The organism is Phaeobacter sp. S60 (assembly GCF_000826845.1).
Lineage (GTDB): Bacteria > Pseudomonadota > Alphaproteobacteria > Rhodobacterales > Rhodobacteraceae > Phaeobacter > Phaeobacter piscinae.
In genome coordinates this window covers 206,590-227,296 of sequence record NZ_JSWJ01000003.1, presented here as the reverse complement: position 1 = coordinate 227,296, position 20,707 = coordinate 206,590, and the positions used below count along the sequence as shown (strand labels likewise).

17 protein-coding genes and 1 other RNA gene are annotated in these 20,707 nt (G+C 60.1%); 3 read left to right on the top strand and 15 right to left on the bottom strand.

Annotated features, from left to right (window positions below; translation table 11 throughout):
* Position 1: 1 nt before the first annotated feature.
* The 3 genes from OO25_RS02650 to OO25_RS02640 all read right to left on the bottom strand — a co-directional run bounded on the left by OO25_RS02650 (position 2) and on the right by OO25_RS02640 (position 3,969).
* Positions 2-1,207, bottom strand: coding sequence for a cyclopropane-fatty-acyl-phospholipid synthase family protein (locus OO25_RS02650; protein WP_040178338.1), 1,206 nt, complete (start codon positions 1,205-1,207; stop codon positions 2-4).
* Positions 1,208-1,275: 68 nt separating this feature from the next.
* Positions 1,276-2,715, bottom strand: coding sequence for a deoxyribodipyrimidine photo-lyase (locus OO25_RS02645; protein ID WP_040178337.1), 1,440 nt, complete (start codon positions 2,713-2,715; stop codon positions 1,276-1,278).
* Positions 2,716-2,739: 24 nt separating this feature from the next.
* The gene (locus OO25_RS02640; protein WP_040178336.1) at positions 2,740-3,969 is read right to left on the bottom strand and encodes an aminotransferase class V-fold PLP-dependent enzyme; all 1,230 of its coding nucleotides are present in this window, start codon (positions 3,967-3,969) and stop codon (positions 2,740-2,742) included.
* Between the two features lie 160 nt (positions 3,970-4,129).
* Between OO25_RS02640 and OO25_RS02635 the strand changes: the two genes are divergently transcribed.
* Complete coding sequence (locus OO25_RS02635; protein ID WP_338090138.1) at positions 4,130-4,513, top strand: VOC family protein; 384 nt, start codon at positions 4,130-4,132, stop codon at positions 4,511-4,513.
* A gap of 120 nt (positions 4,514-4,633) precedes the next feature.
* On the opposite strand, the gene OO25_RS02630 is transcribed toward OO25_RS02635, so the two are convergent.
* Positions 4,634-6,271 carry a BCCT family transporter gene (locus tag OO25_RS02630; RefSeq protein WP_040178335.1) on the bottom strand — a complete coding sequence of 546 codons (1,638 nt, stop codon included), beginning with the start codon at positions 6,269-6,271 and terminating at the stop codon, positions 4,634-4,636.
* A gap of 400 nt (positions 6,272-6,671) precedes the next feature.
* Complete coding sequence (gene acuI / locus OO25_RS02625; protein WP_040178334.1) at positions 6,672-7,664, bottom strand: acryloyl-CoA reductase; 993 nt, start codon at positions 7,662-7,664, stop codon at positions 6,672-6,674.
* 173 nt (positions 7,665-7,837) lie between these two features.
* On the opposite strand from acuI, the gene OO25_RS02620 reads away from it, so the two are divergent.
* Both OO25_RS02620 and ssrA read left to right on the top strand, forming a co-directional pair.
* Positions 7,838-8,578 (top strand): FadR/GntR family transcriptional regulator, encoded by a 741-nt coding sequence (locus OO25_RS02620; protein WP_040178332.1) that lies wholly within the window; start codon positions 7,838-7,840, stop codon positions 8,576-8,578.
* A 68-nt stretch (positions 8,579-8,646) separates the two neighbouring features.
* Positions 8,647-8,998, top strand: a transfer-messenger RNA (tmRNA) gene (gene ssrA, locus OO25_RS22360).
* 134 nt (positions 8,999-9,132) lie between these two features.
* On the opposite strand, the gene OO25_RS02615 is transcribed toward ssrA, so the two are convergent.
* From OO25_RS02615 to OO25_RS02570, 10 genes are all read right to left on the bottom strand, one after another.
* Positions 9,133-10,212 carry an AraC family transcriptional regulator gene (locus OO25_RS02615; protein WP_082035277.1) on the bottom strand — a complete coding sequence of 360 codons (1,080 nt, stop codon included), beginning with the start codon at positions 10,210-10,212 and terminating at the stop codon, positions 9,133-9,135.
* A 538-nt stretch (positions 10,213-10,750) separates the two neighbouring features.
* Entirely contained in the window at positions 10,751-11,341 is a 591-nt protein-coding gene (locus OO25_RS02610; RefSeq protein ID WP_040178330.1) for a hypothetical protein, read from the bottom strand.
* A gap of 150 nt (positions 11,342-11,491) precedes the next feature.
* Positions 11,492-11,944: a 4'-phosphopantetheinyl transferase superfamily protein gene (locus tag OO25_RS23170; protein WP_242406980.1), complete on the bottom strand. Its 453-nt coding sequence runs from the start codon at positions 11,942-11,944 to the stop codon at positions 11,492-11,494.
* A gap of 330 nt (positions 11,945-12,274) precedes the next feature.
* A complete protein-coding gene (locus OO25_RS02600) occupies positions 12,275-13,438 on the bottom strand; it encodes an acyl-CoA dehydrogenase family protein (protein ID WP_040178329.1) in 1,164 nt (387 codons plus the stop codon).
* A 10-nt stretch (positions 13,439-13,448) separates the two neighbouring features.
* Complete coding sequence (locus OO25_RS02595) at positions 13,449-14,441, bottom strand: LLM class flavin-dependent oxidoreductase (RefSeq protein WP_040168866.1); 993 nt, start codon at positions 14,439-14,441, stop codon at positions 13,449-13,451.
* Between the two features lie 16 nt (positions 14,442-14,457).
* Positions 14,458-15,816, bottom strand: a complete 1,359-nt coding sequence (locus OO25_RS02590; RefSeq protein WP_242406967.1) for a hypothetical protein — start codon at positions 15,814-15,816, stop codon at positions 14,458-14,460.
* A 50-nt stretch (positions 15,817-15,866) separates the two neighbouring features.
* Positions 15,867-17,426, bottom strand: a complete 1,560-nt coding sequence (locus OO25_RS02585; RefSeq protein ID WP_052465582.1) for an AMP-binding protein — start codon at positions 17,424-17,426, stop codon at positions 15,867-15,869.
* 41 nt (positions 17,427-17,467) lie between these two features.
* The gene (locus tag OO25_RS02580) at positions 17,468-18,826 is read right to left on the bottom strand and encodes a cytochrome P450 (protein WP_040178326.1); all 1,359 of its coding nucleotides are present in this window, start codon (positions 18,824-18,826) and stop codon (positions 17,468-17,470) included.
* Positions 18,823-20,427 (bottom strand): AMP-binding protein, encoded by a 1,605-nt coding sequence (locus tag OO25_RS02575; protein ID WP_040178325.1) that lies wholly within the window; start codon positions 20,425-20,427, stop codon positions 18,823-18,825. The genes OO25_RS02580 and OO25_RS02575 overlap by 4 nt, the downstream gene beginning before the upstream one ends.
* Positions 20,424-20,687 (bottom strand): acyl carrier protein, encoded by a 264-nt coding sequence (locus OO25_RS02570; RefSeq protein ID WP_040168857.1) that lies wholly within the window; start codon positions 20,685-20,687, stop codon positions 20,424-20,426. Before OO25_RS02570 ends, OO25_RS02575 begins: the two co-directional genes overlap by 4 nt.
* Positions 20,688-20,707: the final 20 nt, after the last annotated feature.

Below are 20,707 nucleotides of genomic sequence, written 5' to 3'. Positions count from 1 at the left end.
GTCAGCGGTGGGCAAGCGTGATCTGGGTGACATCGCAGGTCTCAGCCTTGAACGCGGCCGCGCAGGAGGTGAGGTAGAAATTCCACATTTTCCTGAAGCGATCATCAAATCCCATGGCAGCAATCTCGTCCCAGCGGTTGTTGAATGTGGCGTGCCAGCGCCGCAACGTCTGATCGTAGCTATCACCGAATTCGAGCGATTTCATGACCTGCAGCCCGGCAAGTTCCACCTGTTGGCGCAGGATCTTTGGCGCGGGCAGCATCCCGCCCGGGAAAATATGTTTCTGAATGAAATCGACGCCGCGTTTATAAACGGTCCAGCGCCGGTCCGCGACGGTGATGATCTGCAAGGTCGCCTGCCCGCCCGGGCGCAACCGGTCGTGGATCATCTGGAAATAGGCGGGCCAGTATTTTTCGCCCACCGCCTCAAACATCTCGATGGAAGCGATACCGTCAAAGGTGCCCTCGCAGTCGCGGTAGTCCTGCATCCTGAGTTCGACCTGATCGGAAAGTCCAGCCTTTTCAATGCGCTGACGGGCGTATTTCAACTGCTCTTCGCTGATGGTGAGGCCAGTGACACGCAAGCCCCGCTCGCGGGCGGCGTATTCGGCAAAACCGCCCCAGCCGCAGCCAACCTCCAGCACATGGTCGCCGGGCTTCACCCCCATCTGATCCACCATGGAGGCGTATTTTGCGGTTTGCGCGGCCTCCAGACTTTCCTGTCCGGTTTTGAACAGGGCACTGGAATAGGTCATCGTGTCGTCCAGCCACAGCCCGTAGAAGGCGTTACCAAGGTCATAGTGGTAGGAGATATTCGCCTTGGCCTGGGCGCGGTGATTGCGTTGCAGCCAGAAGCGGAACTGCTCATAGGCGCGGATCAGCCCGCGTCCCGGAAAGCCGTCGTAAACGGTTTCCGATCCGAGATGGATCAGATCCATGAAAGCCTGCAGATCCGATGTGCTCCACCAGCCGTCCAGATAGGCATCGGAAAATCCCAGATCGCCCTCGCGGATCAGCCGGGCAAAGCAGTCCGGATTGTGGATGCGCAAATCGGCCACCGGGCCGGGCCGTTGGCCACTGACGCGAAACACCCGCCCGTCCGGCAGGTGGATGTCCAGCTGCCCCACCTCCAGCGCGTGCAGCTGGTCAAAAATCGCTGCGAAGTAGCGCGGCAGATTGGCCTGTCCGTCGGTCGTTGTGAGCGCCATTCTGTCCTCCCCAAGACGTGCCCACCCAAAAGGCTAGGCCAAATCAGGCGCTTCTGGCAAGGGATCTGTCAGTCGTCAGGCAGTTCCCGCTGGCCGTAGACCTCCAGCGCGCGGGCGCGGCCCTCCTTCAGATCAAGGAACGGCTCAGCGCGTTTGTCCTTTGGCGACAGCTGCCAGGACAGGGGTGTGGCGCGGTAGAAATCCAGCGCGGTCTGCGGCGGATTGGCCTGCCCTTCGGCGATCCAGGCGGACTGGTAGCGGCCTTTGGCGTCGAATTTCTCCAGCTGGCCATCGGGGTTGAAAATCCGAAAGAACGGCGAGGCATCAGGGCCGGAGCCTGCCACCCATTGCCAGCCCATGGCGTTGGAGGCCGGGTCCCAGTCCACCAGACACTCCTCAAACCACTGCTGACCGATGCGCCAATGGGTGAGCATATGTTTGGTCAGAAAGCTGGCCACAATCATCCGGGCGCGGTTGTGCATCTTGCCGGTCACATAGAGTTCGCGCATGGCGGCATCGACGAAATTATACCCTGTCTGGCCGCGCCGCCAGGCGTCGACCTTGTCATCGTCACGCTCCGACCAGTTGAACTGTTCCCATTCCGGGCGCCAGTTGCGGGTCAGAATATGGGGGGTGTGGAACATCAGGTGATAGGCAAATTCGCGCCAGACGATTTCCTTGAGGAAATGCTCAGCGCCGGATTTGCCGGCCCGGCGCGCCTCCAGCCCGTGATGCCACATGCGGCGCGGGCTGATCTCCCCCCAAGCGAGGTTCTCAGACAGGCCCGAGGTGGCATCCATGGCGGGAAAATCGCGGTCCTGTTTGTAGTCGGCAACGCGGCTGTCGAGGAATTCTGCCAGCCGCTCCTGCGCTGCACCTTCGCCGACGCGGCAGTATTGCGCCACCACATCTGCGCCCCGGCGCATCGCGGCAGCCATCTGCCAGCTGTGCAGATCATCTGAGGCCGGCCAATGCGTCGGTGCCGGGATCCGTGAGGGGGCGGCGATCAGCCCGTCAACATCGCGGTCGCGCACCGCCTTCCAATAGGGCGAATAGACCCGGTACATGCCGCCGGTCTTGGTCTCGACCGTCCAGGGCTCAAACAGCAGATGGCCGCCAAAGGATTTCGCCGCAATTCCCTGCCCCTTCAGCTGATCCTTGATGTCGGTGTCGCGGGCGATGGCCTGCGGGTCGTAGGCGCGGGTCCAGTGAACTGCGCCCGCACCGGTGTCCGTGATCAGCTGCGTCAGCACCTCCTGTGCTGGCCCGCGGCGCAGGATCAGCCGCGCGCCGCGCCGCTCCAGTTCCTTGGCCAGATGCGCCAGCCCCAGCCCCAACCGGAACCTTGGCGCGGCGCCCAGATCCTCATCCAGCGTATCAAGGATAAAGACAGGGATAACCGGAACATCCGCAGCGACAGCCGCGGCCAGCGCCGGGTTATCGGCAAGACGCAGGTCGCGCCGCACCCACCAGATGATCGGGGCGTTGCTCGGTTTCTCGTCGGTCATGAAGGGCCTGTCCTTTGGATCTCGTCACTTGCTCAAGACGCGATCTAGGGCCTCCATCAGCTGTGTCATCTCCTTTTTCGAGGTGTAATGCGTAAAACTGAGCCGCAGCACCCCATCGCTGGTCGACACGCCCATAGCATTGAGCGCGCGCAGGGCGTAGAAATCGCCTCCCCCCGCCATGATGCCGTGCTCTGCCAGTTTGGCCGCCACGGCCTCTGCCGGGCGGTCGAGCGCCAGCGCCACGGTGGGCGCGCGGGTGGCGGCATCAGACGGACCAATCAGGCGCAGGTCATTGCGGTCCTTCACCATGTCCAGCAGCGGTTGCAGAAGCTCCACCTCATGGGCGCGCATCAGATCGTGGACAAAGGCGCCCTGCGCGGCGCCTTCGGTCAGCGGACCGCCGTGGTGATGGGCAAGGGTTGCAATATAATCGGCCATACCGGCGCAGGCCGCGACCTGCGCATGATCCGGCCCCGCCGGGGTGAAGCGTTTGTAAAGCGTATCACCATTGAAGAAATGACCCTGATTGGGCAGCAGCTCCCCAAGGGCGCGGCGGATCACCATCAGCCCCTGATGGGGCCCGTAGGTTTTATAGGCAGAAAACAGATAGATATCCGGCCCCAGCTCGCCAACATTTGGCAGACCATGGGGCGCATAAGAGACGCCATCGACACAGACAAAGGCGCCCGCCGCATGGGCCAGTGCGGTGATTTCGGTGACCGGGTTCAACTCCCCGACCACGTTGGAGCAATGGGGAAAACACACCAGACGGACCTTTTCATCCAGCAGGTTTTCAAGATCGCCCGGATCCAGATGGCCGGACTGCGGGTCGATCTGCCATTCGCGCACCTCAATCCCCGCATCAGCGAGACGGCGCCACGGACCACTGTTGGCCTCATGGTCCTGATTGGTGACGATGATCGCCTCCCCCGGGGACAGAAAGTCACGAAAGGCCTGCGCCAGCACATAGGTGTTCTGGGTGGTGGAGGGTCCAAAGCTCAGCTCATCACGATCCACCCCGAGAATACCCGCCAGACGATGCCGCGCCTCATCCATCTCAGCGCCTGCCAGCGTCGAGGCCTCATAGGGCGCATAGGGCTGCACCTTGCGTTCAGTGTAAAACCGGGTGAGCCGGTTGATCACCGGCTGGCAGGTATAGGAGCCGCCGGCATTTTCAAAAAACGCCTGACCTTGCAAATTCGCTGCTGCAAATGCCGGAAACTGGCTGCGGACGAAATCGATATCGAGGGCCATGGTCTCTCCTTATGTCTGTCTCCGAAAGGAGTGCCGATGATGGTGCATGAGGTCAAGCGCCGATGGTGATGCCTGCCCGCAGCCGCCGTTGCTGCGCTGATGACATTTTCTGGCAACAACGGCGGGTAGCAAAGGGCCACATCAGCAGGAAAGGACGCAGATGATGGCATATACTCCGAAGGATTTTCTGGTCTGGGGCGAGATCCCCGTGACCGATATGGACGCCGCGACCCGCTTTTATCAGCATGTGACAGGGGCTGAACTGGAGCTGGTCACCGATGGGCCAAACCCGATGCTGCTGTTTCGCCCGAAAGACCCGGCCACCGGTGTCGCGCTGAGCATCTACCCCGGCACCCCTGCCCCCGATGGGATCGGTCCCACCCTGCATCTGGCGGCCGAGGGCGCGCTGGCCGATGTGATGACACGGGTGACGGATGCCGGAGGACAAGTGGTGTCGGAGGCGATCCCGCTGCCACGCGGGCATTTCTTCTACGCCAAAGATCCGGATGGTAATTCCGTCGGCTTTTTTGAGGCAACGGGCTAGGCGGGTAAAAACCGCCGTCCAGACAGTGCAAAACGCCCCGGAGGATCCCCGGGGCGTTTTCTGTCAGATGTGTGTGGCGAATGGGTCAGTTCGGAGAGTCAGACCGGACAGGTTGACCTGTCAGCGCGGCTCGCTTTGCAGTCCGCGCAGGATTGCCCAACACATCAGGAGCAGCACCACCGTGAACGGCAGGCCCGTCGAGATCACCATCGCCTGCAGGGCGACCAGACCGCCGCCAAGCAGCAGCACAATCGCAACGGCGCCTTCGAACACGCACCAGAACACCCGCTGCGGCATCGGCGCATCAACCTTGCCCCCCGCGGTGATCGTATCGATCACCAGCGAGCCGGAATCCGAGGAGGTGACAAAAAACACAATCACCAGCAGGATCCCGACAAAGGAGGTGATGGACGCCAGCGGCAGCTGATCCAACATCTTGAACAGCTTCAGTTCAAGCGCCGCATCCTGCGCACCGGTATAGCCATCCGCCACCACCTGATGGATCGCGGTGCCACCAAAAACGCTCATCCACAAGACACAGACCAGGCTGGGGATCAGCAGCACGCAGATGATGAATTCCCGCACGGTGCGGCCCCGGCTGACGCGGGCGATGAACATGCCGACAAAAGGCGACCAGCTGATCCACCACGCCCAATAAAAGGCGGTCCAGCCCTGGCTGTATTTGGTATCCTCGCGCCCGAAGGGCATCGAGAGAGCAGGCAGATACTGCACATAGGCCATCAGACTGTCGAAGAAGCCGGTGATGATCAGCAGGGTTGGCCCGACCAGAAGCACGAAGATCAGCAGCAGGAAGGCCAGCCCCATATTCAGCTCGCTCAGCACCTTCACGCCGCCATCAAGGCCACGCACCACCGACACCAGCGCCACCGCGGTGATGGCGGAGATCAGGATCACTTCGGTGGTGGAACCAACCGGCACGCCAAAGAGTTCGTTCAGCCCCGCGTTGGCCTGTGTCGCACCAAAACCAAGGGAGGTTGCAAGTCCAAAGAGCGTGGCAAAGACCGCAAGGATATCGATCACATGGCCCGTCCAGCCCCAGACCCGTTCGCCAAAAATCGGGTAGAAGGCCGAGCGGATGGTCAGCGGCAGCCCCTTGTTGAAGGAAAAGAGCGCCAGTGACAGCGCAACAATGGCGTAGATCGCCCAGGGGTGCAGGCCCCAGTGGTAAATCGTTGCCGCCATGCCAAGACGCACGGATTCCGCACTGTCCCCTGCGGCCCCGCCCAAGGGGGCCCAATCGGTGCGGGCGCCGTTCTCGCCCATGCTCACCCCGCCGAAGGAGGTGGAATAATGGCTCATCGGCTCACTGACGCCATAGAACATCAGGCCAATGCCCATGCCGGCGGCGAACAACATCGCGAACCAGCCGGTATAGGTGTAATCGGGTGCCGCATCCGCGCCACCCAGGCGTACCTTGCCCCAGGGCGAGACGATGAGGAAAAAACAAAACAGCACGAAAATATTGCCCGCGCTGAGGAAAAACCAATCAAAGGAGCTGGTCACCGCCGGGCGCAGCCAGCCGAAGAAAGCGGCGGCCTGTTCGGGGAGCACCAGCGCGTAGAAGACAAACAGCATGATGCTGATGCCGGAGACCATGAACACGGGGTTGTGGATGTCAAATCCGATCGGCCCCACCGATCCCTCTAAATTGTCCTGTCCAATTTCATATTCGGTGTCGATGACGGCGGCCTCACCGTCGGGGGCGGGTATGCCCTGATTGGCCGTTTCATCTGTCATGGGTGTCCCTGCTTTGTCTTATGTGAACGTCCAGTGTCTCAACTGCTCATCGGCTGCGCGGGTTCCCGCCGATCGTGAAAAAATCGCAGGAACGCTCAGACGATGTGCGCGGTTCGCTCTGCCTGACCGGTCAGAGCCTATGCCAGAAGAGAGGGTCGCGCGCTGGCACGCAGCGGCGGCGCGGTCGGGTGCAGAGGCCGAGCATAGCAGAAAACCGCGTGATTGTCGCGCCTTATGCGCCCTACGCGCGCACCATCAGGATGGGCTGGCAACCCGATGTGAAAAAACGCGCAGCCGTACTGCGCGTTTCTCTGCCCTATCGCCAGAGTGTTGGGCAAAATGTGGGCCGGGTGTGGGCCGGAGTGTGGGCCGGGGTTTGGGCGGGTAACGCCTGCCCGCGTCAGCCGTTCAGATCCACGACCACGCGCCCTTTCACCTGCCCTTGCAGAATATCGGCGCCAAGCTTTGGCAGGTCCGACAGGGTGGCGGGCTGAACCATCGCCTCCAGCTTCTCCATCGGCAGGTCGGTGGCGACCCGCTGCCAGGCCCGCAGCCGATTGTCATAGGGTTGCATCACGCTGTCGATGCCCAGCAGGTTCACACCGCGCAACAGGAACGGGATCACGGTGGCCGGCAGCCCTGCCCCGCCAGCCAGCCCGACCGCCGCAACCGAACCGCCATATTTCATCTGGCCCAGCACACGCGCCAGCATTGCGCCGCCGACGGCATCAATACAGCCGGCCCAGTTTTCGCTCTCCAACGGGCGTTTGACGGTTTCGTTCAGCTCTTCGCGCGGCACAATCTGCGTGGCACCAAGGGCGGTCAGGTACTCCGCCGTCTCGGGGCGGCCGGTCACTGCGGCGACATCATAGCCGAGGTTGGCAAGGATCGCGGTGGCCACAGAGCCGACGCCGCCCGCGGCCCCGGTGACCAGCACCGGGCCACGGTCCGGTGTCAGCCCGTGATCCTCCAGCGCCATCACCGACAGCATCGCGGTAAAGCCTGCGGTGCCCACCGCCATCGCCTGCCGCGTGTCGATCCCCTCTGGCAGCGGCACCAGCCAATCGGCGCGCACGCGGGCCTTTTGCGAATACCCGCCCCAATGGGCCTCTCCCACGCGCCAGCCGGTCAGCACCACCTTGTCGCCGGGCTTGTAGCGGTCATCGTTTGAGGCCTCGACCGTGCCTGCAAAATCAATGCCCGGCACATGGGGGTATTTGCGCACCAGCCCGCCGCCCGGACCGATGCACAACCCGTCCTTGTAGTTTACTGTGGAATAGTCCACCGCCACCGTCACCTCTGCGTCGGGCAGCTGATCCAGGCTGAGCGTTTCAACGGCGGCTGATGTTTTGCCGCTGTCTTCGTCCTTGTTCACGACCACAGCTTTGAACATGATCTGTCCTCCTCTGACATTCATTGGCGCACCGGCACGCCTGGGTGCGTTGGCTGAGCGATCATGCCGACGGGCCTCTTTCTCCTCCACGACGGCGACTCAGCTCTTGCCAATCAAATGTCAGACTTTTAAATGTCTGACAAATGATTTCTCCCGACAGGCGGCGCCAGAGCATGAAATTGACCCCTCGCAGCACAGCGGATTTGTCCGCCCAGATCGCCGAAGCCATTCGTGATGCGATCATCACAGGGGCGTTGATCGTCGACCAGCGGCTGCCCTCGGAGGCGGAGATGGCAGAGCAGTTTCAGGTCTCGCGCCCCACCGTGCGCGAAGCGCTGAAGCGGCTGGCCGCACAATCGCTGATCCGCACCCAGCGTGGGGCCACCGGCGGCGCCTTTGTCAATCGGCTGAGCTTTGAGGAGGCCTATGCGCAGCAGATCACCACGTCGACGCTGCTGCTCAGCATGAATGCCGTCAGTTTCGATACCGCCTGCGAGGCCCGCTACGCGCTGGAGCGCGCCTGTGCGCCGCTGGCGGCCACCCGGCGCACGGCAGATCACCTTGCCACCATGCGCGCGGAGATTTTCCGGCAGGGCCAACCTGGTCTCTCCGATGAGGCATTTTGTGCTTCTGATGTGACCTTTCACCGGGCGCTGGTGGATGCGGCGGGCAATCCGGTGTTGTCCTATCAGCTGGCTGGCGCTGTGGAGGCGATGCAGCCGCTGATGAATATGATTACCTTCAGCGCGCGGGACCGCGCCGTGATCACTGTATTGCACAGCCAGATTGTCGAAGCCATCGAGGCCGGGGATGGCGACGCGGCCACCACCCACCTGAGCGCGCTGGAAGCGGAGAGCTGCAAGCTGGCGGCACTGGTTTTTGCGGCGCGCGCACAGCGACCCACCTCAAGCTGACGCAGCCTCGTCAGGGTTCAGCCTTGCCGTCGCAGACCATCAGAAACCTTGCAGGATTTTGATACCGCCCCCTTTGCATCCGACAAAAACCTGCCTATATAAGATTTGTTCTTCGGAACTATGGACATAAACGCGCTCGTAATAAGCGGATCGGACCCGGGGGCGGTACCCGGCGACTCCACCAAACATCCTTCATTTGGGGATCATGGGGTCGAAACAGGATCGACGAACGTCTAAAGGGGTTAGCTTTGTCTCGGCTGTCTGCCACCGTTATCGGCGAAACTTGTACAATTGCAAATGACAATCGTGCTCCGGCAATGGCAGTAGCAGCGTAAGCTGTTAATGTCGCCGAAACTTAAGTCCTTATGCCTAGCCGTGTAAGGCGGGGTTCGCAGGTACCTGGCAACAGAAACCTGCACTTTCCCTCCCCCGTATCATGGTTGTGCACAGGTTTCGGCTTATTGTGTATCGCGGAACGTCTCTCTGTTTCGGACCGCGTCAGAGTCTTGCCGTCCATCCCTTAGCAAGTACTTCCCCTTAGCAAGTACTTCGCATCAGGTCGTGCCCCCTTGTGCCGCGGCGCAGCCGGTGTTTGGTTCGGCTGTGGGATCCTCAGCAGCCGGAGTATATTTCATGCGCCATGCCTGCGGGGTCATACCGGTTACCCGGCGAAATTCTCGATTGAAGTTGGACTTCGTCTGAAAGCCCACATCGAACATGATATCCGTGACTGACCGGCGTGTCGCCTGCAACAGATCGCAGGCCTCTGCGATGCGGTAGCCGTTGACATATTGCGATACATTCATGCCCACAGAGCGGTTGATTGCTTGTGAAATTTGCCGCGATGGGATCAGCGCTTTGCGTGCCAGTCTTTCGAGGTTCAGATTGGCATCTCGATAGACATGATCGTCATTCATGAGTTCCTCGATCCGCTGGATAGTAGCCGAGCCACTCAGTTCCTCCTCATCCAGTCGGCGTGGCTGCGGCGTGTCCTGCGGCGGGGTTTTGCTATTGCTGGCAAGTGTTGCAGCCAAGCCGAGCATCACCAAGGCTGCAAAATTTGCGAACAGGATCACCGACGGCACGTGGTCCACATGCTTCCAGATGAAGCTCAGAAACAGGATCGTGTCGATCAACGCAAAGGACAGCAGAGACAGCGCCGCAAAGAAGATTGCGCGGTAGGTAGAATCCGCGCCGTCCAGCGGAGTGATCCCCAGCGCATCGGTCCCCGGCAACAGCAGCCGAAGAATGACCACCGCATAGGCCAGGAAGGTTATCACCACGACTATATCAACTGCCTCGCGCCAGAAGAGCGTCAGCCCGACCACCAGAACGGTCGGCAGGTAATAGACCACCATCCGCTGCGCCAGTGGCCAGCGGTCGCGCTCAATAACATTCAACACACCAGCATAGACCAGAGCCGGCAGCAAAGTGGCCAGTATCGGCACAATGTAGGACGTGGCTTCAACATCATAGCCCCACCGCAGACCCAGCAAAAACGACTGAACCGCGCTCAGCAGAATAAGCAGCAAAAACGGTTTGTTTTTGTTGGCCGTGTCATCGTTTCTGACCACATGAATAAACAAGAACATCATCTGTGCTGAAAACATGAACTCAATCGGTATGAAAATCATTCTTTTGCTGCCCTAGTATTGACGGCCGTCTTGCATCACTGCGACGCAGGCGGAGACCATGCGGCACGCCTGTTTGCTGGGCGTAACAATGCCCGGGTTAGATGAAACAACTGTGTCGCCGCGGTGGGCGGTCTCAGCGTCGGCGGTTGGCCGACGCGTGTGAACGGCTGGACTGATCGCGCATCCCACCGGGCAGGACGCAGGGTCTGCCTGCGTGCAAGGGTGAAGGCGATCTGGTGGCTCAACCCTGCGGTATCGGGAACCGGATATCGGCGCGACAACATAGGGCAATCCCGCGACGGCCTGAGTGATTCTGCACCGCGATCGCACCCTTTGTATCACCCTACGTCAGTTCGTTTCCTCACGGGGGGGCAAAACCTCCCATAAGTATATTCAATATCTATCTGCTCTATAACAGGTTGTGGACCAACTGCACAATTGCTTTGCCTTACTTTGTGACATCCCCCTATGAAAAGTGGAGGATTGCTGCCGATGTGGTCTGTTTGGACAGCCTTCAATTTGTGCGCGCTGATACGCTCTAGTTGGTGTGAAAAGAGATGTGGGACAGGTTCAAAGGCACGTTCACATCCACGTTTTCCCGTTTTGTATCGGGGCCGAACTCCAGCCGTGAGATCGCCTTGGCGCCGGTCAGTTTGAAACGGGCGGCATCCCCTGTGAAATTCACCACTGAGTTTTCCGACGCGATTTCGACCACGCCAAATGCACCCTGGATGTCGGCCACCAGCCTACCGATTTCAACCTTTAGCCCGAGATCCGTTGGCATAGAGATGTGAAGCTTTGGTTCGCACCACCAGCTGCTACGCAGCCCAGAGCGTGTCAGGTGGATTTCAAGGGTTTTGCCGCTTTGCTTCACCTGTGCTTCCAGACCGCATCCCAAGCTGTTTGCAGTCGAAATTTCCAGTGGCTGGACCGCGCCTTGGCTGTTGGTCAGCTTCAAGGCGGTTTCGTCGCCGACCAGCCGCACGGTGGTGATCGGGGCGGATAATTCCGGGAGTGGTACATTCTTGGCAGTTGCGGCGCCACTGCCGATACCCAATGTCGCCATTGCAGCGGCGAGAAGACGGATCAGTGGTGAACGAACTTGCGGGCGAACGGTATAGGCGGTCATCGGATAGCTCCTGTAGCTGCTGTCGGGTGGCAAACTGTCACACCACGACCGGGTGATGTGACATATGTCTTGGCTTGAAGTCTCATCAGAGTCTCTGGTGCATGGCGCCATCTTGCCCGAGCACCGGCGCAGTTGCGTCCTGAATGGGGATTAAGGACGGACAGGATGCGGTTTTCGCAAAAGAGAACCCGAGACCGCCGGGTCATCCTCCTCTACGAAGCTGAAATGGTGAACCCGGGCGTCGGCTCTGTGCACGGCGACAGCCGCCCGGTAGCCTGCAGCCGGTGCCCAACAGCTTATTGTCCAATCCGAGACAGCACCCACCGCACTGCGGAGCACTTCAGGCGCGCTATCAGTATAACTGACTGCAAAGCTGTTCAGCGGCAATGCCAACCCCTGCCCGGTCGCCTTGATATAAGCCTCTTTCATGGTCCATATCTGCGTGAAATGCTCTGATCGCAGGTGCCGCGGACATCCCGCGACAGCACTGCATTCCTCCGCTGCAAAGAAACGACGCGCAACCTCCTCTGACCGGTCGCCATTGCGAAGTCGCTCAATATCAGCCCCAACGGCGTAATGTCGGGCTACTGCCAACACCCACATCTCACCTGAGTGCGACAGGTTGAATTCGAGACCACGCCCATCAACCAGTCTGGGCTTGCCGCCCTCAGCTCTCGTGAACCTGAGAGCCCGCGGCGGGCGACCGTCATAGATGGCTAGGATCCGGCGTAAAGCCAGGTGAGAGGCAAGGTAGAGGGCGCGCGCCCCGGGTAGAGGCAGGCCATCAAGGTGGTAGCGTTCAGCATCTGACAGAACGGAAAGATCAAGCGATCTCCCGCGGTCACGACAGGTCGTCCCCTGCCACAGGTGAACATCTCCGCGCTGCAAAGGTTGCAGACGGGCACCGCTCTCAGGTCCAGTCACATCGCTGCCTCACAGAATATTGACAAGGCTGCTGCCGATCACGTTGCGCATGACCTCACTGCTGCCGCCCCAGACGGTCTGCACTGCGCTATCCACCACATCCCGCGTCGCCTCCTCAGCGCTGTCTGCACAGAACCCGCGCGCACCCGAGAGCTGCAGCTTGGCGGCGGCAACCCTTCCCAACAGTTCGGTGCTGCGCAGCTTGGCAATACAGGCATTCCGGTTGTCCAGACGCCCTGCCACGTGGTCAGCGATGCAGCTATCAACAAAGGATCTGTTGGCGATCGCGTCGCTATAGAGATCGGCAAGCCGGAATTGCGTGGCCTGATAGTCCAGCGTTGAGCCATGGGCGCTCTTGCGCATATTGCACAGTTTTACAGTTTCCTTAAGCAGCGCCTCCATCATCGCCTGCGCATAAATGGCCAGGACCAGGCGCTCAATGCTGAGGAAACTCACGAGGTAGAAAAAGCCCATACCGCTGGCACCCAGCAGGTTCCCCTTGGGTATCCGGCAACCATCAAAGCGAAGATGGCTGGTGTCCAAAGCGGGCATGCCGGTCTTGTCAATCCGGCTGCGGAGGAGCCCTTCGGTACCGGCCTCGACAAGAACCATGTCGAAGCTTTCGGCCTGCCCTGATGTGCCCCTTGCACCGGCACTGCGTGCTGCAACGATTATGATATCCGCCTCGGATCCGTTTGAAATATGCGTCTTCTGCCCCGTTAGAATAATCTCGTCGCCGTCAGACTCCGCCTGGCAGCTGATTTGATGGAGGTCAGAGCCTCCTTGCGGCTCTGTCAGGGCAACGGCCCCGATGCGCTGCCCGGAGCACAAACCGGGCAAATACTCCTGCCGCTGATGGTCACTGCCAAGGCGATGCAGATAGGGAGCAACGATATCGCTTTGGAGAAACGTGAGAATCCCACAGAGCCGCCGTTTGGCAATTTCTTCGATAATGACAACGGATTGCCGAAAATCCCCACCGTGCCCACCATACTCCTGAGGTATCGTGCGACACAGAAGACCGGCCGCTCCGGCCTGCTGCCAGATCGCGCGTGGCGCCTTCCTGCTGGCTGCCCAACCGGCATGATCCGGCACCACCTGTGCGTCCAGGAAATCGGCGACCTGGTGGCGCAGGATCTCGTGGTCTTGTTCGAATAATGTACGCTTGAACATACCTGCCCCTTCAGACCACAGGCTGCTGGCAAAGATCAAAGGCACGCATAGTATGGGCCAGATCTTCCGGACCTCGGGGAACGTCAAGTATCAGGGCTTCAAACCCTAGCGAGATGTAACTCTGAATATAATCCGCAACCTCTTCATAGCTGCCGACGAGATAGGGGCAGAACGTTTTGTAGTTCTTGATCGGGAACAACCAATAGGCCCCCGCGCGTGCGTCCTCCAGCTCCTCCGCCGCCGCTGAGATCTGCTGGTGCCAGATGGAGTCAGAGGTTGCCTGCGCCATGCGGTGGGCCAGTTGACCGCGCCGGTCAGCGGGGAAACGTGCGCGGGCCTCGTCCCAGGCGTCTGCGCTGTTGGGCCGGGTGATGACACCGAAACGGACGCCAAGGTTCTTGTCTGAAACCGCTGCCTGATCCAGCTGTTCGCGGGGCTTGGTATAGCTGAGCCGTGTCGCACCCAGTGTTGCGGCGGTGGCCCGGCAGGCCGGGGACATGCCGGAAACGAAGAGATCTGGCATCAGCGCAGGATCCAGCGACGGTTCAAGACGCAAGCCCTCTACCTGGTAGTAATCGCCGTTCAGCGTAACGGTTTCTCCGTGCAAAAGCGCCATCAGGATCTGGGTATATTCGGTGAGGCGGTCATAGCGCGGATCGTGTTCGGCCTGATCACCAAGCTGCTTCAGATCCCTGACGAATCCACCAGCAACCATGTTCAACGCCAGTCGGCGGCCATAGAGAAACCCAAGGGAGGAAATCTTACGTGCGGCCGCAAGCGGATGCATATAGAGCGGTTGGGTCGCCACCAGCGGCACAAAACGCGAGGTGCGCTCTATCGCGGCCTGTGCAACCGTCCAGGGATCCATCAGCGAGTTATCGGTGTAGATCAGCATACCCTCGACACCGGCGTCTTCATGCCAGCGAGCGATATCAGCAACCTGGGTCAAATAGTCTCCGGCGCTGGAACGAACCGAGGGCGGAGCCGTGGTATAAAGTTTCATCGGACAATTCCTTTTATCAATTCAACGCAGGCGTAATCTCGCGCCCGGGGGGCGCGACAGGGCTTGGCTGGGGGTCATTACTGTCAGCAGAACAATGGTCTGTTGCAGTCAAATGCGAGAGTGGCTCGAGTAGGTGCAGCACCCGGTCAATGCGACGCATCCGCTCCGGGCGTCCGATCGAAGCCGCAAATGCGCGGCGCAGGTCGCGGTTGAGGGAAATTGCTGCTGCCGAGGGATGACCCCGGTAAGCCGGATACTCCATATCGCTGGCCTGGCCGATGAGCCAGGCCGCCTCTGCCGGGACAAGTGCGCGCGACAAATAGGACGTTGCAAGTGCGCGGCGCCAGTCGCAATCCGCGCCCGCGGTTGTCACCTGCGATAGCGCATCCCAGAGCGCCTGACACTGGAGCGCGGCCACTGACATCCCCTGACCATACAACGGATTGAAGGTCGCGATCCGGTCACCGATGGGAAGATATCCACGCGGCAGCGATTGTGCGGCCTGATCGAACCGGTTGAACCGTACGGAGGCGATGCGATAGCTCTTTAAATCGCTGATCAGGTTTTCAGTCGTCAGCAAGCTGCCGATCTTGTCATCCGGCAAGGCCTCAAGGAAGGCGCGAAACTCAGCCGGCGTTGCAGGGGCTGGCGTATCAAAACGGCAGGTTGCCGTGGCCATCCAGCGCCCTCCCTCAACCGGAGCCAGAACCCCGCCGCGCGTCATCGGCGCTGCGGCAAAGTTGAGCCACCCCGCCAGATCATCTCCGCGATCGATCTGGCGGGTGAACAGCCCCGAGACATACCGCACCTCCGGATAGCCGGTTTCAACTGGCGGTGCGGCATACCCCAGAGCGGACAACCAGGCCGCTCCCTGATCTGCCCTCCCGGCCGCGTCGATCACCAGATCTGCTGCCAGATCACGCTCCGTCCCGTCCTGCAACAGGCGCAGGCCACTAATAGTACCCAGATCGTCAACCAGCAATCCCACGGCACGCCCGAGAACCGGGCGGATGGCCGGGAGAGCCGTGACCTGTTGGCGGATCAGGTGGTCTAGGGCCGGACGCGTCTGCGACAGAACCTGCACTCCGGTGTCTACAGGTGGCAACCAGCGTCCCGCGCTGAAGCTGCGCCAGCCGGATCGGACTTTTAGCGGCAGGCTGCCATTGGTGATGGCCAGGCGCTCGAAGCCGGGAAACATCTCCGCCAGCACGTCCTGACCCGATTGCAGAAGCGCGTGAACATGGGCCGCCTGTGGCACGGTTTTGCGCATGGCAGGGCTGTCAGCGTGGCCCTCACGATCAATCAGCCAGACGGTGCCGAAAACCCGTGCTAAGGCTGCCGCTGCCACCATGCCTGCAAAGCCAGATCCGACCACAGCAGCGCTCCGGTGCGGCCACCGGGGAGCGGGGGTTTTGGAAGACAGGCTCACGGTGTTGCCCCCATCAACGGGTTGCGGGCCAACGGCTCAGACGCGGATGACACGGGTAGATCCGCCGCCCCGGCCAGCAAGGCTTGGGTATCAAGCTTGCCATTGCGGGTTATAGGGAACTGCGACACGAGACGCAGCTCGCGCGGCAAAACCTGCGCCGAGAGCTGTCGTCCCATATGTGCCAGCAACCCGTCACGGCGGCAGGTCTGACCAGCCGATGGCTCCACAAAGAGCTGCAATCCAGTTATGCGGCCCGCTGCATCCTTTTGCGGCAGGCATACGGCCCTGCACACCGACGGGTAATCTTCGGCGATGCGTTCGATCTCGTTAAGTTCAACTCGGTTACCCAAGAGTTTGACCTGCCGGTCGATCCGCCCCAGTAGAACAAGGTTTCCGTCGGCATCCAGGCGGGCACGGTCGCCGGTGTGATAGCAATTGACCCCGCCCTGTTGGCTCAATGCCATATTGGCCGGGTGATCTTGTGGCAGGTAGTGGCTGATCACCTGCGGCCCCAAAAGTACCAGCTCCCCCTCTTCTCCGCTCCGGACCTCACACCCGGCATGGTCGACGATCTGCATCTGCGTCTCGCCCACCGCCGGGCCGATTTTCATCGGACCATCAGCACGCGCATCAGCTTGGCTGATCGGGTAAAGATGGGTCGCGCATGTTGCCTCGGAGGGGCCGTATCCATTCAGAATCTGCGCCAGCGGGAACCGCTTTTGCAGTTCCTGGACCAAGGCTCCGGGTAACATCTCACCTCCAATGACAAAGAAACGCAGATCCGGCAGGTATCCGGCACAGAACTGCGGATCTGTACACATCAGCTGGAGCAGAGAGGGTGTCGAGGCCCAAGAAGCAACAGACGCGCCCTCGTCGCGTGTCAGGTGGCGGATATTGTTGCGTGGCATAATGTTGTTGGCATGGTTCAGCAACTGCACCGGGCGCCCCAGTGACAGTGTAGGCCAGAGGTCGAACATCCCCATATCAAAGGCCATACTGGCATGATTGACATGGGCGCCCTCTGGCCTGACAGCAGCTAACAGGGGCGTGTACCAGCGATGCAAGGCCATGTAGTTGGACCGTGAAATCGGTACCCCTTTGGGTGTTCCTGTACTGCCAGAGGTAAAGATCACATAAAAGGTACCCTCGGGCCTATGAGACGTCCCTATGTCGAACCGCGGACGCCGTGTCGGCAAGTCCTTCAGGGTGAGAACCGGCAGGGTTTCCGGCAGGGTTTCCTGACCATAGGCAAGGATATGGCTGGCGCCTGCTGTGATGGCGATCTGCTGCATACGGTCGCGCGGCGTCGCGCGATCCGCAAAGGTGAAAGGACGCCCCGCCATCGCACAGGCTACCATTGCAGCGATACAATCGGGCTCCTTATGGCCAACAATCATGCTGAGACCCTCTGGCATCTTGCCAAGCGCCTCTAATATCCCCTCGACCCGGCCTGCCAATTCACCAAAGCTGACCGTGCGATCAGAGGTGATCAAGGCTTGACGCGCGCCTCCGGCCAAGAGGGTTTCACGGAGCTCTGCAATAAATGTCTCAAACATCTGCGGTCTTCCTTTTTCAGTGAATCCTGATTGGCCGCGCGTCATTGGGGCGCGTCGGCAAGCGCGTGGTCGTCCACTGGTTCTGCTGAACTGGTACACGGGTTGAAGACAACCGGCACAGCACCTCGGGGTATAAGGGCAGAGCGCAGCAGGGGACGAATATTGCCGCGCGGACATTCCGGTGACAGGGCGAAGGTTTGGGAGCTGCAAATGGTCCGAGCCGCAAGGGTCAGCTGATGCAGCATGAAATTGGCACGTGAGCGGATGCGAGCGCCAACGCCAAACGGAAAATAGTGGGCATCGTGTTTGGTCTGCTCCAGGAAACGATCTCCCTGAAACCGTTTGGGCGCCTCCCAGAACCGGGGGTCGCGCTGTATCAGCCAAGGCGCAAAAACCACGGTTGCCCCTGACGGAATTACATAGTCTCCCATTGTAACCGCTTCGCTGGTGATGCGATAAATGAAGGGCAATTCGGGAAATAGCCTCAGCCCTTCCTTGACCGTGGAACTGGCCAGCGGGCTGTCTAAATCTGACATCTTCAACGGGTCCTTCCCAAGACACTCGGTGCGGATATCAGCGACCAGCTTCGGATCCTGCGCAAGCTGAACCAAGGTCCACAACAGACTGAGACCGCCTATGTTCAGCTTCTCCGTGATCACATGCCCTACGGTGGGTCGCAGGAGATTGAGGCGATCAGCTGCGGACACATCGGGGGGAATGGCTGTAGCGATCTGTGCAATCAGGTTGCTGTCAGACCCTGTGCTGCCGTTCAATGCTGCCGAGATGGCTTTGTCCAAGAAACCGCGCGCAGCTTGGAATTCCGGCATTTTCTCGTGATCGGCGGTTTCGGCCGCGTCCTGTGTACTCATAGCGAAGTAGAAGCCTTCGACATCGGCCACCCCCTGCGCGATCTCGGCAACGTCGATATCCGCGCCGAAGATCGCCGGGCAGACCGCACGAATGGACCAGTCACGACACAGGTCGCGCAGATCAACAGCGGTGCCGTCCTGCGGTAGATCCCGGATCAGCGTTTTTGTGGCCTCTGCCAATGCGGTTTCAAGCCAGCCGTCGAAATCGCGCGCTATCGCTGACATCCGATTGGCAGTCAGTACCCAGATATCACTCCAACGCGGGTCCTGCAGCTCGTCGCCCAGCAACATCCGCGTGATCGCCTGATTGCTGGCAATATCGCCGAGATCCGTCTGAAAATGCCCCTGATGGCTGCGCCAGTAGTGGAAGCACTCGGGGTTGCCCGCGATATAGAGATCTCGGGTGTCGCTGACACGGATGGCGACGATATCGCCATGCTGACGTGTCGCCGTTTCTGCCACTTTCAACAGGCCAATATTCTGGAACATGGTTGAGTTGGCATCGAAGATCGGGATCTCCTGCTGGGTCATGCGGGCTCCTCCTGTGCAACCTGGGCAACGTTTGACGGCATGTGAATGTGGCGCAAGCGGGCATGTGCGGCAGCATCTGCCAGCCGTGAACGATCAAATTTGGAATTCTGATTCAGGCCCGCGGGGAAATCCGCATACCAATATCGCGGCACCAGATAGGGCGGCAGCTCAGCGGCCAGCCGTGCTGGCAACTGGGTAAGATCAGCAAGTTTGCACGGCCCCAGAACATACGCCGCCAGGGCGTGGGGGACGCCGCGCAGCATCTGAGGTTCGACCACCACATCTTCGACCTCTGGCAAATTGCGCAGATGGGTCTCGATGTCATTGAGGTTAATACGAACCCCCTGGATCTTGACCTCGCGGTCGATACGGCCGACGAAATACCAGAGCCCGTCCATGCCCAGAAAGCCACGATCTCCTGTTCGGTAAAGGTTCGGCTCGGGAAAGGCGGCTTTGGTCTTGCCCGGCAGACCGACGTAGCCTGCTCCGACGCTGCCACCACGGACGAGCAACTCGCCACCGTCGCCCCCATCCGCCAGAGCCATACTTTCAAGCCGTGTTCCGGGGCGTGCTACGCCGATCGGCAGATCCCACTGTGACTTCATATGCCGGTCAGTGATATCCACTGAGGTTACCGCGACGGTGCATTCAGTGGGACCATAAGTATTGGTTATGCGACAGCCCGGGAAACGATCGATGAGAGCCGCTGCGATTTTTTTCGTCAGAACCTCGCCGCAGAACACGAAGCTGCGCAGGTGGGGCAAGTGGGCCCCGTTGAAACGACGGTTCTTTAGGAACAACCGCGTGATCGAGGGGGTCGAAACCCAAAGACCGGTGCCATGCTCTGCCAGACGGTCCAGATAGGCAGTTGAATTTGCGAAGTCAGCGTGATCAAGCGCCACCAATGGGATGCGGCGGCTCCAGGACATCCACAATTCGAACAAGGACACATCGAAACAATGGCGGATCACGCCAGAGACAGCGGTCATTTCAACCGTGTCCGGATAGAGCGCATCAAGCCAACCGATGAAATCAACTAGATTGGCATAGGTAACGGCGATGCCTTTCGGCTGCCCCAGGGTGCCTGAGGAAAACATCACATAGGCATGATCCTGGTCTGCAATGGTTTCAACGCGAGGCAGTTGGGCTGCCCTAGGCCGGCATCGAGATAGGGGATCTGGTACCGGAACGACCGTTAGAGGCGTCCCGGCTAATTCCGAAGCGAATTGCAGAGTGTCAGCCGCTGCATATAACAGCACCGACGCTCCACAGGCTTCGGCAATCTGGCTGATCCGCGCGATTGGTGTTTCCGGCTCGACTGGGATCAGCGGGTGTCCCGCCAGCAAACAGGCCCAATAAGCTACGGGATAACGGATATCCTTGTGACCAAAGATTAGGATCGGCTTTCGCTGGCCACCTCCGGTACGTGTTTGCAACTGATCAGCCAGTGAGCGGGCGTGGTTGTACAGCCCGGCATAGCTCAGATCGGCCTCAGATGTGCAATAGGCTGGTTTGTGCTCGCCTTCAAAGGTCGCGAAAATCTGCCGAAGCCGCCGATATGCTCCCAGGTTCCCGGATGGGGCGGCCGATGGCCGGGTCATGCCGACGCCTCTTCGACCATGCTGGCGCGCACCATGCCGACAAAGCTGCCAACCGTAGTGATGTCATCCGGTTTCATAACGGCCGGATCCAAAACAGCCTGTGGCAGGCTCTCCTCCACGGCCATAAACAATTCCAGCAGCAGACCGCTGTCCACGCCGAGATCCTCTTGCAGGCGACTTTCGATTGAAATCTGGCTGTGGTCGGGCATGTCCAGCAGTTCAATGAGTGCCTCGGTGATGATCTGTTCGATAGTTTGCATATTGATACCTCGGAAATGGG